The sequence below is a fragment of the Frischella perrara genome, from assembly GCF_000807275.1.
Taxonomy (GTDB): Bacteria; Pseudomonadota; Gammaproteobacteria; order Enterobacterales; family Orbaceae; genus Frischella; species Frischella perrara.
Map to the genome: position 1 here is coordinate 1 of NZ_CP009056.1, position 16,529 is coordinate 16,529.

A 16,529-nucleotide genomic window follows, 5' to 3' on the forward strand; every position below is an offset into this window, starting at 1 on the left:
AATTAACCTCAACTGAAATTATTTTTAAAAGATTATGACTGAATAAGGATTTATAAGATCCACAGATTTTACTCGTCTTTTTTATTACGTCAAATGATCTATCTGCGATCACTAAATAATTAAAAAAGGATCTTTTAATCTTTTAGATTATTTTTATTGTTATTAACAGAAAAAGATCTGTGAATAAATTGGGTGATCTTAGTTTTTGCAATGGATTAGGTAGGATCAAAACGTGTTAATAAGTAATATAAAAGCTCTGTTTAAGCTCTGGATAACGATCCTTCTTATCCACAACAGATCACCTCTTATAAGTTATAATCACCTTGATAACAGGATTGTGATCGTTTTAATGACAGAGTTATCCACAAAAATTTATTTTGATCGCTGTTTTTATGTTTATTGTTTGCTTGTTTTTTAACCGCGATCCGATCTTGTTTTTAGGATCTATCTTAGAAGGTTGGCTATTTTTAAATAAGATCTTTATTGGTTTTTATTATGGGATCATTATCAAGATCACATTTTAGAAAGAGATTAAAAACGAAAGATCCAAAGAAATTAAGCAGAGAAGATCCCTGCTTAAATGATCACTTTTTATAATAATGATTTACATTTTATTCGATCTTTTCAATGATCTTGTGATGATCAATGTGCTTCATCCCAATTATTCCCATAACCTACATCTACTTTTAGAGGGATATCTAACTGATAACAATTTTCCATTATTGTTTGTATTTGTTTGCAAATTGTCGCCAGGTGTTCTTCTTTAACTTCAAAAACCAGCTCATCGTGGACTTGCATTACCATTCTAACGTTATTCTCTTGCGTTTGAATATAGTCATTAACAGCTATCATTGCGCTTTTAATGATATCTGCTGCGGTACCTTGCATTGGTGCATTAATTGCTGCTCGCTCAGCGGCTCGTTTCTCTAATCCACTGCTAGAGTTGATTTTAGGGAGATAAAGTCTTCGACCTGATAATGTTTCTACATAGCCTTTTTCTGAAGCTAATTGACGGGTATTTTCCATGTATTTCTCTACACCGGGATAGCGCTCGAAATAACGATCAATATAGAATTTTGCTTCATTTCTTGGGATGTTTATTTGTCTAGATAGACCAAATGCGCTCATTCCATAAATTAAACCAAAATTAACGGCTTTAGCTCGTCGACGTTCTTCAGATGTAACATCCTGCTCAGCTTTACCTAATATTTCACTCGCAGTAAAACGATGAATATCTTTATCGTTAATAAAAGCATCTAAGAGATTTTTATCTCTTGATAGATGAGCCATAATACGCAGTTCAATCTGTGAATAGTCAGCTGACACAATTTTATAACCTTTTGGTGCTATAAATGCCTGACGAATTTTGCGTCCTTCTTCATTACGTACAGGGATATTTTGTAGATTAGGATCGTTGGAAGATAGTCTACCTGTTACAGTACCAATTTGATTGTAATTAGTATGTACTCGATGATCCACAGGGCTTATCATTAATGGCAGTTTATCTGTATAAGTATTTTTTAGTTTAGCCAACCCACGATATTCAAGAATTAACCTTGGTAATTCATAATCATTAGCAAGCTCACTTAATACCTCTTCGTTAGTTGACGGATCGCCTTTTGGCGTTTTTCGAATAATGGGTAATTGATTCTTTTCAAATAAAATGACTTGTAACTGTTTTGGTGAAGCTATATTAAATTTTTCACCCGCTAATTCATGAATTTGTTGTTCAAGTTGGTTGAGTTTTAATTGAATATCTTTTGAATATTGTCTTAATTGGCTTTCATCAATGAAAACACCTGTTCGCTCCATATTAGCTAGAATAATGGCTAATGGTAATTCAATATGATTAAATAAATCAGCTAGTTTTTGGTTTTGTTTGAGCTCTGGCCATAATTTATGGTGAATCATTAATGTTAGATCAGCATCCTCACTAGCATAGCGAGTAGTTTGCTCTATATCAATTTGATCAATGGTTAATTTCTTTTTGTCTATTTTAGTTAATTCATCATAACTAATTGTTTTTACATGGAGGTGTTTGTGTGCCAAGTTATCTAAATCATGACGTTCATTACTGTTAAGAACATAAGATTCTAACATCGTATCGTAGGCAATCCCTTGCACGTTAATGCCGTAATTTGCCAAAATAGCGTAATCAAACTTAACATTTTGACCAACTTTTTTAATATTTTTATTCTCAAATACTGGTTTTAATTTCGAGATAACTTCATCAAGCGCAAGTTGTTTAGGAACGCCTAAATAGTGATGATGAATCGGAATGTAACAGGCATTATTTGCGGAAACACTAAAAGAAATACCAACTAATTGAGCATGAAAATGATCGACATTATTAGTTTCAGTATCGAAAGCAATTAAATCACTATTAGTTAATTTTTCAACCCAATTGTCGAGTTGTTTACTCGTTAATATAGTTTCATAATTTTTTTCAGTTTGTTGTGGATCCGTTTTTGCTACGTGATTATCTGGTTGTAATGTAACAGTTTGATTTGCTGGAAGAAGCTGAGATTTTATAAATCGACCATGATTAAGTTCAGTTAACCAACGATTAAAACCGTGATATTCGAAAATTTGTTTAAGTTTTTCGATATTAGCGGGTTCTGGTTTAAGTTGTTCATTACTAAAATTAAGTGCAACATCGGTTTTTATCGTGGCCAGTAAGTAAGATAAACGCGCATCTTTCTCATTTTCAATTAATTTTTTCTGGATTGATTTTGCACCACGGATAGCTAAAGTTGCAACGTTATTAATATTATTGTAGATATCATCAATACTGTTGAATTCTGTTAGTAAGCTACAAGCTGTTTTTTCTCCTACGCCCGGTACACCAGGAATATTATCAGAACTGTCACCCATCAGCGCTAAATAATCAATAATTTTTGATGGAGGCACCCCAAATTTTTGCTCAACACCATGTGGATCTAGTATGACATTATTCATTGTATTGATTAAGGTCACTTTGTCTGATACTAATTGAGCCATATCTTTATCACCAGTACTGATTAATACGGAAAGCCCTTCTACTTCGGCTTGTTTAGCTAATGTCCCTATCACATCATCAGCTTCAACATTATCAACACACAATAATGGTAACCCCATTGCTTTTAAAATAGTGTGGATTGGTTCAACTTGAACTCGTAAATCCTCTGGCATAGCATCACGGGTTGCTTTATAGTCGGGATAAAGGGTTTTTCTAAACGAACCACCTTTCGCATCAAAGACGACAGCAATATGAGTAGGTTGGTATTGGTTAAGCAAACTTCTTATCATGTTTGTTACCCCATAGATAGCACCGGTGGGTTCTCCTTTGCTATTAGTTAATGAGGGGGTAGCAAAAAAAGCACGGTAAAGATAGGAAGAACCATCAATGAGGATGATAGGATTTTCGGTTTTCATAGCAATTCACTTTATTGAGATAAACAGTTTATTGACTATGAGTATACTAAAAAGTCATAGAAATAAAAGCGATAGCATAGAAAAGGCTAAGTCTTGCGATCAAAAACCAATATATAATTATATTGTCTAGATTAATATCTTAATGGCATAGATTATGATGTTAGGTAAAGATGAGTGGTAAATATTGATTAGAATAAGGATATTAAGCATTATCTTAATATCCTAAACTATAAAATATGACAATTAATCTTTAAGTTCGATTAGATAATTAATAACACGACTATAGTCGTTTATACTTGATTCATTTGAACGATTATCAAGTCCATTAGGATTAATCAGATATCGACCATTGATATAAAAACTTGGAATCTTAGCGGGTTGTAACTCTTCAATGGCTTCATTTTGTTGTAATTCGAAGGCTTTAACTAAAAAGTTATCCTTCATGTTCTCGAATTTTTTTTCATCAATACCTAAGTTTACAAAAACACCTTTTATATCATCAGCCGTTTTAATAGTCTTATCATTATGAATACCATTAAATAACTCAGTGGCGATTTCATCTTGTATTCCTAATACATTTGCAATAGCCCATGCTTGTGCCAGTTCTTTGTCTAACGGACTATAATTACTTAAGTGATAACGTTTGAATTTAACATTTTTAGGTAAATTAGTGCTAACTTTCTGTGTCAAATTAAATGTTGTATCTAATTTGAAACATGTTTCACTATTAAACGAAAAAAACTCAATAACTTCCTTCTCTGGTCCCGCAAACTTCGCTAATGCGTAATACTGTTGACCATCAGTAATTTCAGGTAAGGTTGTTGTTTTTTCTTTATCATCAGCAAGAACTTGAAAAGATAAAATAACGGCAGTTAAGGTGATAAGAAACTTTTTAAACATTTAAGAAAACTCCTAAAATTCATTCCATTAAAACTCTATATAACATTATGGTAGATGATGTTATCAATAGTGATTAAATGATGCCACGTGCTTTTAATAACGCAGATTTAAAATCATCTTCATAATCTTTTTTTAAACCCGGTATTGCTTCAGTTTTATCACTATCGCGCATTTTTAAATGATAAATTAAGACTTCATCACTCAAGTTATTCAATTCTCCGTCAAATCCAGCTTCTTTTGCTAAATTAGCTAAAAATTCAAGGAGATTCAGGTCTGAATCTTTTTGCCAGGCTGGCTCTAAAAGTTCAATAAGTTCTTCAATTCTATGGCAGGCCATAATTATACCTATTTATTTTGTTTAATTTTCCTTATAGTAATAGTATTTGAAATTTTAGCAATGGCAAAAAAGTGAATATTTATGTTTGAGATGCCTATAACAGCAATTATTCTGGCTGGTGGTAAGAGTATGCGAATGCATCAAGATAATAAAGGATTGCAGCTATTAAAAGGTCAACCACTTTATAGCCATGTTATTGCTAGAGTTAAACCTCAAGTTAATTATATATTAATTAATAGTAATCGAGATATTGCACAATATCAGCAATCACAATATCCCGTCATTTCCGATAAAATCGGTGGTTATTTAGGACCGCTAGCTGGAATATATTCGGGGTTGATGGTAACCACGACAGATTGGAATTTGATTGTAAGTTGTGATACACCATTTTTACCTTTTGATTTAGTGAAACGATTACAACAACATTGTAGCGATCATTTAGCCGCTTACGTGTTCGATGGAGAAAGAGCACATCCAACAATCATGTTAATCCATCGCCAATTAGCGTCGCTAATTAAACGATATTTACTACGAGGTGAGCGTAAATTATGCAGTTTACTTGAAGAAATAAATGCTATCCAAGTTGATTTTAGTGATAATCCACAGGCATTTAGTAACATTAATACGTTTGAAGAATTAACATATTGGAATCAGAAAACATGCATATAATTGGCATATGTGGCTTTAGTGGCAGTGGTAAAACGACTTTATTAAAACAGTTAATTCCTTTATTAAAGCAGTACGGTATTAGACTTGCTGTAATTAAACACAGTCACCATAACATGGATATTGATCTACCGGGAAAAGATAGCTATGAGCTTCGTAAATCAGGTGCAGATCAAGTAATCGTTGCAAGTAATCAACGTTGGGCATTAATCAGCGAAACCTACAATAACTCACCGAATTTAACCACTTTAGCTAGTCATTTCAACCAAGTTGATTTAGTTTTAATTGAAGGATTTAAAGATGAAGCTATCAGCAAAATTGTATGTCATCGGCAAGCTAATCAACAACCGGTTTTTTATGATGAAAATACCCTTGCTATTGCCTCTGACGTTGAACTTCCTGTATCACTTCCTCAACTAGATCTTAATAATATTCAATCTATTGGGAAGTGGATTTATGATTATATTACTAAAATGGATCAACAAAGGTCTGAAAGATAATTATCTTTAATCTTGTTTAATGTTATACCGTTTGCTTAAATAACATATCCTTTTAATAAATGAAATGGTTTTATAACAAATAAAGGCTATTGTTAGCCTTTATCTGCTGATAATTCTGCCAATAGTTGCGCTACAAAACTTGGTACGATTTGACTAGCTGGTCCATAAATTTTGCTTGAAAATTGATTTTCTTTTAATGATGGTTCTAAATTAAGCTCAATCGTTTTGACACCATATTCATTAGCAAATTGAACAAATCCAGCAGCAGGATAAACATGTCCAGATGTACCAATAGCTATAAAGTAGTCAGCTTGAGCTAATTGTTGATATATTTGTTCCATGTATAGTGGAATTTCACCAAACCAAACAATATGAGGGCGAATTAATTTATTATCGGTATAGCAAATATCTTGATAACAATCAAAAATTTGGCCTGTTTTTTCATTACGGACTTTTAATAATTCTCCATGCATATGAAGAACATTTTTAGATCCTGCTTGTTCGTGTAAATTATCGACGTTTTGCGTGATAATTGTTACATTATCGCTGCCTAATTTTGTTTCTAATTCAGCTAATGATAGATGAGCTGGATTGGGTTTTACTGTTGGTTGTTGTAATTGATTTCGTAACATATTATAAAAATTATGCACTAAAATAGGATCACGTAAATAACCTTCATAAGTCGCAACATCATTAACATTGTGTCCTTCCCATAAACCATTTTGTGCACGAAAAGTTGCTAGACCTGATTCAGCCGAAATGCCGGCACCAGTTAAAACTACAATCTTGGGTATTGCCATGGTAATTGCCTCTTTAAGGTGATACGAGTTCTATTAAATACATCTATTGTAACGGTTTAATAAGGGAACGGATATGGTAATCTTTAATAGCTTGGTTTTTATGCTTTGATGTTCATGTTAATAAAAACAAACTTAAAAAATTTCATAAAATCAAACAGATATAAATGTAATGGATATTGTGCTAACTGTTTTTTTTGGATAATCTGTATAGTATGTTTTTAGATAAATTTTTGAGTTTTCTACAAAAATTAAAAAGTGATTTAGTTATCACAAACTCATCAACCCGATTTTGATTCTGTATACATTATAAAAGAGTAATTAGGAGCAAATGATGAGTAAAAAGTCTCACAAAGCTGTTATGCCAGACCGTCGCGCTGTACACCCTCACACTTTTGATACTGCACCAAGTGACATTAATATCAAACCCACCCCATCACCAACACAACCCGGTAGTGAGCCCTATGCAGCAGGTTCACAAAAATTACCACAAAATGATAATGCGAAACTACAAGATTTAGATGCGTATCGTAGTTATGACGATAATCAATCTTTAACTACGACAACTGGGGTTAAATTGGCGGATAATCAAAATTCCCTTAAAGCTGGAGTTCGTGGACCAACGTTAATGGAAGATTTTTTATTACGCGATAAAATGATGCATTTCGACCGTGAACGTATTCCTGAAAGAGTTGTACATGCTCGTGGTGCTGCAGCACATGGTTATTTTCATGTATATAAATCGTTAGATAAATATACAAAAGCGGGTTTTTTAAACGATTCTGCCTTAAAAACGCCAGTATTTGTTCGATTTTCTACGGTACAAGGTTCGCGTGGTTCTGCTGATACTGCACGTGATGTACGCGGTTTTGCGGTTAAATTTTATACTCAGGAAGGTAACTTTGATATTGTTGGGGTGAATACACCTACTTTTTTTATTCAAGATGCAATCAAATTTCCTGATTTTGTTCATGCTATTAAACCTGAACCTATTAATGAAGTACCGCAGGGTCAAAGTGCACATGATAGCTTTTGGGATTATGTCTCTTTACAACCCGAGACGATTCAAAATGTTATGGTTGTGATGTCTGACCGTGGCATCCCTCGTAGTTATAGTAATATTGAAGGATTCGGTATTCATACGTTTCGCTTTGTAAATAGTAAAAATGAAAGTTATTTTGTGCGTTTTCATTGGAAACCTGTAGCTGGTACGTGTTCATTAATTTGGGATGAAGCTCAAGTATTAATGGGACGCGATCCTGATTTTCATCGTAAAAATCTCTGGGAGAGTATTGAAGCGGGTAATTATCCTGAATATGAATTAGGTCTACAGATTATTCCTGAAGGGAGTGAACATAATTTTGATTTTGATATTTTAGATCCAACTAAACTTATTCCAGAAGCGCTTGTTCCGGTGCAAAGGATCGGTAAATTAGTATTAAATCGTAATCCAGATAACTATTTTGCTGAAACAGAGCAAGTCGCTTTTTGTCCAGCTAATTTGGTTCCTGGCATTGATTTTTCTAACGATCCATTACTTCAAGGTCGTATATTTTCTTATGTCGATACTCAGATGCACCGATTAGGTGGCGCTAATTTTAATGAAATACCGATTAATAAACCTATTTGTCCTTTCCATAACCAACAGCGTGATGGTTTTCATCGTATGGAAATTAATACAAATCCTGCTAATTACGAACCAAATTCGATTAATAACAATTGGCCACGAGAAACTGCGCCAAAAGCTAAAAATGGTGGATTTAGTAGTTATCATGAGAAAATTGATGCGGATAAAATTCGCCAGCGTAGTGAATCTATGACTAATTTCTATTCTATGCCACGTTTATTTTGGCAAAGTCAGACCCCAACAGAACAACAACATATTATTAACGCATTTAGTTTTGAATTAGGGAAAGTAGCACGACCTTACATTCGTGAACGGGTTGTGGATTTGCTATGTCATATAAATAGCCAACTTGCCCAAAGTGTGGCTAAAAATCTCGGTATTGAATTAACCAGCGAACAAAAAACTCGACCTGCGCCGGTGCTTTTTAATCAGCTAGATAATGATCCAACCTTAAGTCTCTATGCCTGTAAAACTTTACCATTGACCGGTCGTAAAGTAGCGATTTTAGCTACAGATGGTGTTTGCGGAGAATCTGTCGATAATATCCGTGAAATCCTTTCAAAGAATAAAATATATAGTTTACTACTCGCTCCACATATGGGCATGATAAAAACGTTGCAAGGAAAAATGCTTAAAGTCGATGGAACAATTGAAGGTAATCCTTCGGTGACTGTGGATGCTGTCATTGTACCCACTAATCAAAATATGATGATGTTAGTAAAAGATGGCAATGCAAAATATTATTTACAGCAGGCCTATAAGCATCTTAAAGCAATTGCATTGCATGATAACGCTAAAGCTTTATTTGATCATTCTGGACTTGAAGCGGACAATGGAACCTTATTGAGTGATAATATTGAAGATTTGGTTAAGGCACTCATGAAAGTCATGACATTGCATCGTTTTTGGGAACGAGAACAAAAAGTTATGGCTGTGCCAGCTTAAGCTATCCGTTCAGTAAGTGTAAAAGTTTGTGAGTAACTCTACTTTTCTTAAATAAATCAATTAGTTAACCTGTTGATATAACTAATTGATTTATTTATAAATATTTTTAAACCACTTAAACTTTCATTATTTTGCTAAAAATTGTTGTTAAAACAAATAAAAAAGTAATTATTTGTGTTTAAGATCAACACTTATTTTAAAAAAGGTGTATAATTTTGCGCCTAATTATCCTGTTAATGATTCTGGAATCGATATTGTGATTGAAAATATAAGAAATATTGCCATTATTGCGCACGTTGACCATGGTAAAACAACTTTGGTCGATAAACTCCTTAAACAATCGGGAACACTTGATTCACGTGGTGACGATACTGAACGTGTTATGGACTCGAATGCATTAGAGAAAGAACGTGGTATTACAATTTTGGCAAAAAATACCGCTATTGATTGGAATGGTTACCGTATTAATATCGTTGATACCCCGGGCCATGCTGACTTTGGTGGTGAAGTTGAGCGAGTAATGTCTATGGTTGACTCAGTATTATTACTGGTTGATGCCATGGATGGTCCTATGCCTCAAACTCGTTTTGTAACTCAAAAAGCGTTTGCTTATGGTTTAAAACCGATTGTTGTAATTAATAAAGTAGACCGTCCGGGTGCTCGTCCTGATTGGGTTGTAGACCAAGTGTTCGATTTGTTTGTTAATTTAGGTGCAACAGATGAACAACTTGATTTCCCTATTATTTATGCTTCAGCGTTAATGGGAGTTGCGGGTGAAGATCATGAAGCAATGGCTGAAGATATGACACCATTATTTGAAGCGATTGTTAAACATGTTGAGCCTCCAAAGGTTGATGTTGATGGTCCATTCCAAATGCAAATTTCTCAACTAGATTATAATAATTATGTTGGGGTTATAGGTATTGGTCGAGTTAAGCGCGGACGTATTAAACCAAATCAACAAGTAACGATTATTGACGCTCAAGGTAATAAGCGCAATGGTAAAGTTGGTCAAGTGTTAAGACATTTAGGCTTACAACGTTATGAAGCAGAAGTGGCAGAAGCGGGTGATATCATTGCCTTGACTGGCTTAGGTGAATTAAATATTTCAGATACTATTTGTGATGTAACAGCTGTTGAAGCATTACCCGCACTAACTGTAGATGAACCAACAGTAACGATGTTCTTTAATGTTAATACTTCACCGTTTGCCGGTAAAGAAGGTAAATTTGTTACATCTCGTCAAATTTTAGATCGTCTTAAGAAAGAGTTGGTACACAATGTAGCCTTACGCGTTGAAGAAACACCTGATCCTGATGCATTTAAAGTGTCAGGACGTGGTGAATTACACTTGTCAGTATTAATTGAAAATATGCGTCGTGAAGGTTATGAGTTAGCAGTATCACGCCCTAAAGTTATCTTTAAAGAAATTGATGGACGTAAGCAAGAACCGTTTGAACAAGTAACGATTGATGTTGAAGAACAACATCAAGGCCCGGTAATGGAAGCATTAGGTTTACGTAAAGGTAACTTAACTAATATGATGCCAGATGGTAAAGGACGTGTTCGTTTAGATTACGATATTCCAAGCCGAGGTTTAATTGGTTTTAGAACTGAATTTTTAACCATGACATCTGGAACGGGGTTACTTTACTCAACTTTCAGTCATTATGATGATGTACGCCCAGGGGAAATTGGTCAACGTATCAATGGAGTATTAATTTCCAATGGCACAGGTAAGGCATTAGAGTATGCATTACATAGCTTACAAGATCGTGGACGTTTATTCTTAGGTCATGGTGTTGAAGTTTATGAAGGTCAAATTATTGGTATTCATACACGTTCAAACGACTTAACTGTTAACTGTTTAACAGGTAAAAAATTGACAAATATGCGTGCTGCGGGTTCTGATGAAGCAACTACATTATCACCACCAATTAAAATGACATTAGAACAATCATTAGAATTTATTGATGATGATGAATTAGTTGAAGTCACACCATTATCAATTCGTTTACGTAAACGTCATTTAACCGAAAATGACCGTAAGCGAGCTTTCCGAAATAATAACAATAATGATTAATTATCATTAAAGGTTTGTTAATAAGCGCTAACGATACCGTTAGCGCTTTTTTATTGCCATATTTTATATTTGAAAGACTATTACGAAATTCTATTTGCTATATGCCTTGCCCATTAAAAACACTTCTTGCTATTATTTTTTACTATTTTTAACTAATTTATATACTGATTAATCATTAAAAATATCTTACATGTTATATTTACATGTAAGATATTTCTGTTAAGATAACTTCATCTTTCGTATTATATGATTATCTTTGATAAAGAGATTATATGGAAAAAAACAAAGCAATTAAGAATTCTGCATATTATCAGCGGCGATACCGGCAACGTTTACAAGAGCAGGGGTTGGTAAAAAAAGAAGTATGGATCTTGCCGGAAAATACGCATAAATTGCAGGAAATTGAAACTTACTTACGTCAATTACCTAGTCATAGTTTGATTGACAATAATAATATACTACAGGGAAACAAAACGATGAAAAAAAATGAAGTTTGGTTGGTTAACGATTTATATCAAGCTTTAAAGAAAGAGCCACTCTTTGCACAAGGTACAGCAAGTATAGAAATAATTGATGGTATTGATGCTTGTCTTCATATCATTATGCATCAATATGGTGATTTACCGCTGTTTTTAAGTGTTTCAAATCAACAGATTATTGTTGAAGCCTTATTATGGCCAGTCGATATGGTTAAACAAGTTGAACAATTTAATCAAGAGGTATTATGTTCACGTAAACTCTTCCCTCTGTCATCGATTGCGATAGAAAAAGCCGGTGATGGTTCAGTTAATTACATTATGTATGGTGCATTAAGTTCATCATCAATACTAAGTAATATTATTTATGAGCTAGAAACGTTATCAGATAACGTAATTAAAGCGACAGAGGCTTACGAACAATTTTTAAATATTAATGCTTAAGACATATCTATCCAATTAATAAGAAAACGAGGTTAAAGATGGCTATTTTAAATAAACTAATTACAGCATTACGTGGTGGCATTAATGATGTGGGTGAGTCTATCGTTGATTCACAAGCTTTACGTATTTTAGATCAAGAAATTCGTGATGCTGATGCAGAATTAAAACAGGCAAAAGAGTCACTAGCAAATATAATGGCTCAGCAAAAACTAGCAGATAAGCAAGTAGCTGAAATTAAAACAAAAATCGCCGAATATGAAGGTTATGCTATTAAAGCGTTAGAAAATAATAATGATGACTTAGCACTTGAAGTCGCTGAGAAAATAGCAAAACTGGAAAATGATTTAACTAATCAGCAAAAACAAGCAACCTCTTTTGCTGATAGCGTAAGTAGCCTACGTCAAACAATTTCACAAACTGAAATTAATATTCGTAATCTAAAACAACAAGTTGATATTGTTAAAGCAACAGAAAGTGTTCAAAAGGCACAAACTGCGATTTCTCAACGTTATGGTGGTTCAACGGCTAAATTACAAACTGCTTTAGACTCATTAGATAGAATTAAAAAACGTCAGGATAAAACAGCAGCAAAAATAGAAGCTAAAAATGAATTAGCTATGGCAGAAAACAATGATGAACTTGAAGCAAAACTTGAAGCAGCAGGTATAAAAAACGATAGTTCGAAGGCAAATGCGATTTTGGCTAAATTAAAAGATAAACAAAATTTACAAAAGTAGTTATCTATTTTAGTAAATTTAGTTAAAATGGAGCAAAAATAATAAAAGGCAATTTAAAGCTCAGATTATTAGTACAGAAAGGAAACAGCAATGGAAATTTACGTAGGGATATTTTTGTCTTTTCCCGTAGTTATTTTTACCGGCTTGCTAACATTATCAATTTTATATTGGTTATTTGCCGCAATCGGATTATTTTCTATTGATTGCTTAGATTTTGATTTTGGTACCGATATGGATTTTGATATGTATCATGCCGAAATTCCTTCGAGTGGTCTGGGCGGGGTTTTGATGAAATTCGGGTTTAATCAAGTACCGTTAACTTTGATTATTACCTTAATTTCATTAATTGGTTTTATTATTTCTTATTTTTGTCACCACTTCTTTTTACTTCCAATTTACGAAGTGCCTTGGCTATATTATTTAGCTGGGGCGTGTACCTTCTTGATTGTATTAATCATAGCTACATTTCTCACAGCTTATATTATTCGCCCAATTCGCCCATTATTTAAACAGTTAAATAGTACTACTCATAATTCATTACTTGGTCAAAGCGTAGTTATTCGATCCAGTGTTGTTAATGATATTAAGGGCGAAGCGATTTATGAAGATGGTGGGGCTGGATTAATTTTACAAGTAAGATGTTATGTACCTAATCAATTTAAACGTAATGATGTAGTTATTTTGCTAAGTTATGATTCTATTACCAATAGTTATCAGATTGTTAGCGTTGACGAATTTAATGGTTTATAACTAAAAAAATGAACTATAAATATGTCTATTAATGTCTATCTTTTGGGAGTTATCTTAATCATCATTCTTATTGGTGCAGTTGGATTATACCAATTACTATTTATAAAAATTCCTCAAGATAGTGTTTTAATCATAAATGATATGGGGCAAGAACCCAAAATACATTTTTCGGGACCAGTATATTGCCCATTGATCTATAAAAAAACGTTTATCAAAATTAAGTTAATCTCTTTTAAGATCGAGCTAAATAATAACAAAAATCTAGTTTTTAAAGATAATGAGCAAGCCAATATCTGTGTTATTTTTAATTTGAAGGTTAATGAAACATCTGAAGATGTATTAAAAGCGGTTAAAGCAATGGGGGTAAGGCGTATATCCAACCAAAAAACCGTTAGTGCATTTTTTTATGCAAGGTTTATTGAGGCATTAAGAAAAGTTGTAGAACAAACCGAGTTAGTCAATTTATTACAAAATCAAGCGGATTTTTGTGATGATATCATTAATACAATCGGTAGTGATTTAAATGGCTATGTTTTAAAAGAAGTAATTATTAATCATGTCGCACCAACTGTTATTTTCACACAGGAAGGGGAAAATACAGATGAACCAGATGCAATTAGTGAAATGAATGCGATGATCGCAGCAAATCGGGAACAATTAAATAACCGAAACTTGAATAAGATTTAATTTAATCAGATAGTTAGAAGGTTATTTTCTTTATAATTTAATGAGTGATGAAAGTTAATTTTAGGGAGAAGAATAAATATGAGTTTTAGTATGGGCGCCTTTACTTTTTTTGGAATTATCGTTGGTATTATAGCGATAGTTCTGGTCGGATTTGTTGCATTATTCAAATCGTTTTACATAAAAGTTCCACAAGGTACAGCATTAATTGTTAATGATATGACATCAAAACCAAAAGTCCATTTTACTGGTGCTTTAGTTTATCCGATTATTTATAAAAAAGAGTTTATGAAAATCTCCTTAATCTCTTTTGATGTTGAACGTCGTGGAAAAGATGGTTTGATTTGTCGTGATAATTTGCGTGCAGATATTTGTGTTGCATTCTATTTACGCGTTAATGAAACCACAGAAGACGTTTTAAAAGTTGCTAAATCAATTGGTGTTGATCGCGCTTCTGATCAAAAAGCTGTTAGTTCATTATTCAGCGCTAAATTCTCTGAGGCATTAAAAACGGTTGGTAAACAGTTTGAATTAGCAAAATTGTTCGAAGATCGTATGAATTTCCGTGAACGTATTATTGACGTTATTGGTAAAGATCTTAATGGTTATGCACTTGAAGATGTGGCAATCGATTATTTAGAACAAACACCTATTAAATCTCTCGATCCAGATAATATTTTTGATGCAGAAGGTATTAATAAAATTACTTCAATCACGGCTGTTCACAAAGACGAAACTAACAAACGTGAGCGAGATCTTGAATTAGCTTTGAAGAAAAAAGATACGGAAACTATTGAAGCAAAACTTGAGCTTGAGCGTCAACAAGCAGATGCCGAAGCACGTCAAAAACGCGAAATAGAGACAATTAGAGCGCGCGAATTAGCTGAAACCTTAAAAGTTCAAGAAGAAGAACGCCTTAAAGCGGAACAAGCGCGAATCCAATCTCAACAGGAAATAGAAGTAAAAGAAGAAAATCGTCTTCGCGAAGTTGAAGTAGCCCAACAAAACCGTTTACGTGCGGTTGCAATTGAAGAAGAGCGTGTGGAAAGAGCACGTTTATTAGAAGTCGTTGCTCGTGAACGTGAAGTAGAATTACAACGAATTGATAAAGATAAAGCATTAGAAGAAGAACGTAAAAATATTGCTAATGTTATTCGTGAACGTGTTTCAGTTGAAAAAACGGTTGCGATTGAGGAAGAGCACATCAAAGAAGTGCGTGAAATTTCCAAAGCAGATCGTGAAAAACAAGTCACTGTTCTTGAAGCACAAGCTAAGGCTGAACAAGAACTGGTTAAACAGGTTAAACAAGCTGAAGCAAATGAACAAGCAGCTAAACATGAAGCTGTTGAAATTAGTATTATTGCTCAAGCAAAACTTGAAGCCGCAGCGAAAGATGCTGATGCGAAAAAACAATTAGCTCAAGGTGTTGAAGCAGAAGAAGCAGCAATGGGACTTGCAGAAGCAACAGTTCGTAAAGCTAAAGCTGAAGCAGATGAAAAAGAAGGACTTATTCTTGCCCGTATTTCAGCAGAACAAGGTTTAGCAGAAGCAAAAGTTATTGAAGCTAAAGCAGCCGCATTAGAAAAACAAGGTTTAACTGAAGCTAAAATATTAGAAGAGAAACTTTCAGCCCAAGCACGCGGAGATGAAAGAATTGGTATGGCTAAAGCTACAGCTACAAAAGAACAAGGTCTTGCTGATGCGTTAGTCATTCGTGAACGTTTAACTGCTGAAGCGAATGGTTTAGTCGAGAAGTTCCAAGCGTTAGGCACTATGAATGAACAATCGAAGAACCATGAAGAATTCCGTTTAGCTTTAGATAAAGGTTTAGAACAAGCCTTAGCAGGCATTGCTGCTAATAAGGAAATTGCTAAAGAACAAGCGGAAGTACTTGCTGCTGCATTTAGTAAAGCAAATATCGAAATTGTGGGCGGTAATGATAACTTCTTTAATAGCTTCTCTAAAGCGATCACTATAGGTAAAGCAATCGAAGGAACGGTAAATGAAAGTCCGGTTCTGCAATCAGCATTGCAAACAGTGTTATCACGTATAGCTGGTAATGATAAAGATAGTAACAATAAAGGAAATTCTGTTAATACAGATTTAAAAGCTTTAGCTAAACAATTCTTATCTTCACCAGATAATCAAAGCTAATAAAATTGTAGTTTA

The 16,529-nt window shown here is 33.7% G+C and carries 13 protein-coding genes; 9 read left to right on the forward strand and 4 right to left on the reverse strand.

The window, feature by feature from the left end; all coding sequences use genetic code 11:
- Positions 1 to 642: 642 nt before the first annotated feature.
- The 3 genes from polA to FPB0191_RS00015 form a co-directional block, all read right to left on the reverse strand.
- Entirely contained in the window at positions 643 to 3,420 is a 2,778-nt protein-coding gene (gene polA, locus FPB0191_RS00005) for a DNA polymerase I (protein ID WP_039103096.1), read from the reverse strand.
- A 237-nt stretch (positions 3,421 to 3,657) separates the two neighbouring features.
- The gene (locus FPB0191_RS00010; protein ID WP_039103098.1) at positions 3,658 to 4,314 is read right to left on the reverse strand and encodes a DsbA family protein; all 657 of its coding nucleotides are present in this window, start codon (positions 4,312 to 4,314) and stop codon (positions 3,658 to 3,660) included.
- Positions 4,315 to 4,387: 73 nt separating this feature from the next.
- On the reverse strand, positions 4,388 to 4,651 hold the full coding sequence (locus FPB0191_RS00015) for a YihD family protein (RefSeq protein ID WP_039103100.1): 264 nt from the start codon (positions 4,649 to 4,651) through the stop codon (positions 4,388 to 4,390).
- 81 nt (positions 4,652 to 4,732) lie between these two features.
- Here FPB0191_RS00015 and mobA point away from each other — a divergent pair, with 81 nt between their 5' ends.
- Both mobA and mobB read left to right on the forward strand, forming a co-directional pair.
- Positions 4,733 to 5,320, forward strand: a complete 588-nt coding sequence (gene mobA / locus FPB0191_RS00020) for a molybdenum cofactor guanylyltransferase MobA (RefSeq protein ID WP_202965351.1) — start codon at positions 4,733 to 4,735, stop codon at positions 5,318 to 5,320.
- Positions 5,311 to 5,817 carry a molybdopterin-guanine dinucleotide biosynthesis protein B gene (mobB, locus tag FPB0191_RS00025; protein ID WP_039103102.1) on the forward strand — a complete coding sequence of 169 codons (507 nt, stop codon included), beginning with the start codon at positions 5,311 to 5,313 and terminating at the stop codon, positions 5,815 to 5,817. The genes mobA and mobB overlap by 10 nt, the downstream gene beginning before the upstream one ends.
- Positions 5,818 to 5,909: 92 nt before the next feature.
- Here mobB and cobB read toward each other — a convergent pair whose 3' ends face one another.
- Positions 5,910 to 6,617: a Sir2 family NAD+-dependent deacetylase gene (gene cobB, locus FPB0191_RS00030; protein WP_039103104.1), complete on the reverse strand. Its 708-nt coding sequence runs from the start codon at positions 6,615 to 6,617 to the stop codon at positions 5,910 to 5,912.
- A gap of 331 nt (positions 6,618 to 6,948) precedes the next feature.
- Between cobB and katE the strand changes: the two genes are divergently transcribed.
- From katE to FPB0191_RS00065, 7 genes are all read left to right on the forward strand, one after another.
- Positions 6,949 to 9,186, forward strand: coding sequence for a catalase HPII (gene katE / locus FPB0191_RS00035; RefSeq protein ID WP_039103106.1), 2,238 nt, complete (start codon positions 6,949 to 6,951; stop codon positions 9,184 to 9,186).
- 256 nt (positions 9,187 to 9,442) lie between these two features.
- Positions 9,443 to 11,269, forward strand: a complete 1,827-nt coding sequence (gene typA / locus FPB0191_RS00040; protein WP_039106340.1) for a translational GTPase TypA — start codon at positions 9,443 to 9,445, stop codon at positions 11,267 to 11,269.
- A 272-nt stretch (positions 11,270 to 11,541) separates the two neighbouring features.
- On the forward strand, positions 11,542 to 12,189 hold the full coding sequence (locus FPB0191_RS00045) for a YjfI family protein (RefSeq protein WP_039103108.1): 648 nt from the start codon (positions 11,542 to 11,544) through the stop codon (positions 12,187 to 12,189).
- A 38-nt stretch (positions 12,190 to 12,227) separates the two neighbouring features.
- Entirely contained in the window at positions 12,228 to 12,926 is a 699-nt protein-coding gene (locus FPB0191_RS00050; RefSeq protein ID WP_039103110.1) for a PspA/IM30 family protein, read from the forward strand.
- Between the two features lie 90 nt (positions 12,927 to 13,016).
- Complete coding sequence (locus tag FPB0191_RS00055; protein WP_039103112.1) at positions 13,017 to 13,676, forward strand: hypothetical protein; 660 nt, start codon at positions 13,017 to 13,019, stop codon at positions 13,674 to 13,676.
- A gap of 21 nt (positions 13,677 to 13,697) precedes the next feature.
- The gene (locus FPB0191_RS00060) at positions 13,698 to 14,363 is read left to right on the forward strand and encodes an SPFH domain-containing protein (protein ID WP_039103114.1); all 666 of its coding nucleotides are present in this window, start codon (positions 13,698 to 13,700) and stop codon (positions 14,361 to 14,363) included.
- Between the two features lie 90 nt (positions 14,364 to 14,453).
- The gene (locus tag FPB0191_RS00065; RefSeq protein ID WP_419185264.1) at positions 14,454 to 16,514 is read left to right on the forward strand and encodes a hypothetical protein; all 2,061 of its coding nucleotides are present in this window, start codon (positions 14,454 to 14,456) and stop codon (positions 16,512 to 16,514) included.
- Positions 16,515 to 16,529: the final 15 nt, after the last annotated feature.

What these genes read in the sequence shown, in the direction of transcription:
- FPB0191_RS00010 (WP_039103098.1), bottom strand. Translation starts at nt 4,314, where the DNA reads ATGTTTAAAAAGTTTCTTATCACCTTAACTGCCGTTATTTTATCTTTT.
- FPB0191_RS00015 (WP_039103100.1), bottom strand. Translation starts at nt 4,651, where the DNA reads ATGGCCTGCCATAGAATTGAAGAACTTATTGAACTTTTAGAGCCAGCC.
- mobA (WP_202965351.1), top strand. Translation starts at nt 4,733, where the DNA reads ATGTTTGAGATGCCTATAACAGCAATTATTCTGGCTGGTGGTAAGAGT.
- mobB (WP_039103102.1), top strand. Translation starts at nt 5,311, where the DNA reads ATGCATATAATTGGCATATGTGGCTTTAGTGGCAGTGGTAAAACGACT.
- cobB (WP_039103104.1), bottom strand. Translation starts at nt 6,617, where the DNA reads ATGGCAATACCCAAGATTGTAGTTTTAACTGGTGCCGGCATTTCGGCT.
- katE (WP_039103106.1), top strand. Translation starts at nt 6,949, where the DNA reads ATGAGTAAAAAGTCTCACAAAGCTGTTATGCCAGACCGTCGCGCTGTA.
- FPB0191_RS00045 (WP_039103108.1), top strand. Translation starts at nt 11,542, where the DNA reads ATGGAAAAAAACAAAGCAATTAAGAATTCTGCATATTATCAGCGGCGA.
- FPB0191_RS00050 (WP_039103110.1), top strand. Translation starts at nt 12,228, where the DNA reads ATGGCTATTTTAAATAAACTAATTACAGCATTACGTGGTGGCATTAAT.
- FPB0191_RS00055 (WP_039103112.1), top strand. Translation starts at nt 13,017, where the DNA reads ATGGAAATTTACGTAGGGATATTTTTGTCTTTTCCCGTAGTTATTTTT.
- FPB0191_RS00060 (WP_039103114.1), top strand. Translation starts at nt 13,698, where the DNA reads ATGTCTATTAATGTCTATCTTTTGGGAGTTATCTTAATCATCATTCTT.
- FPB0191_RS00065 (WP_419185264.1), top strand. Translation starts at nt 14,454, where the DNA reads ATGGGCGCCTTTACTTTTTTTGGAATTATCGTTGGTATTATAGCGATA.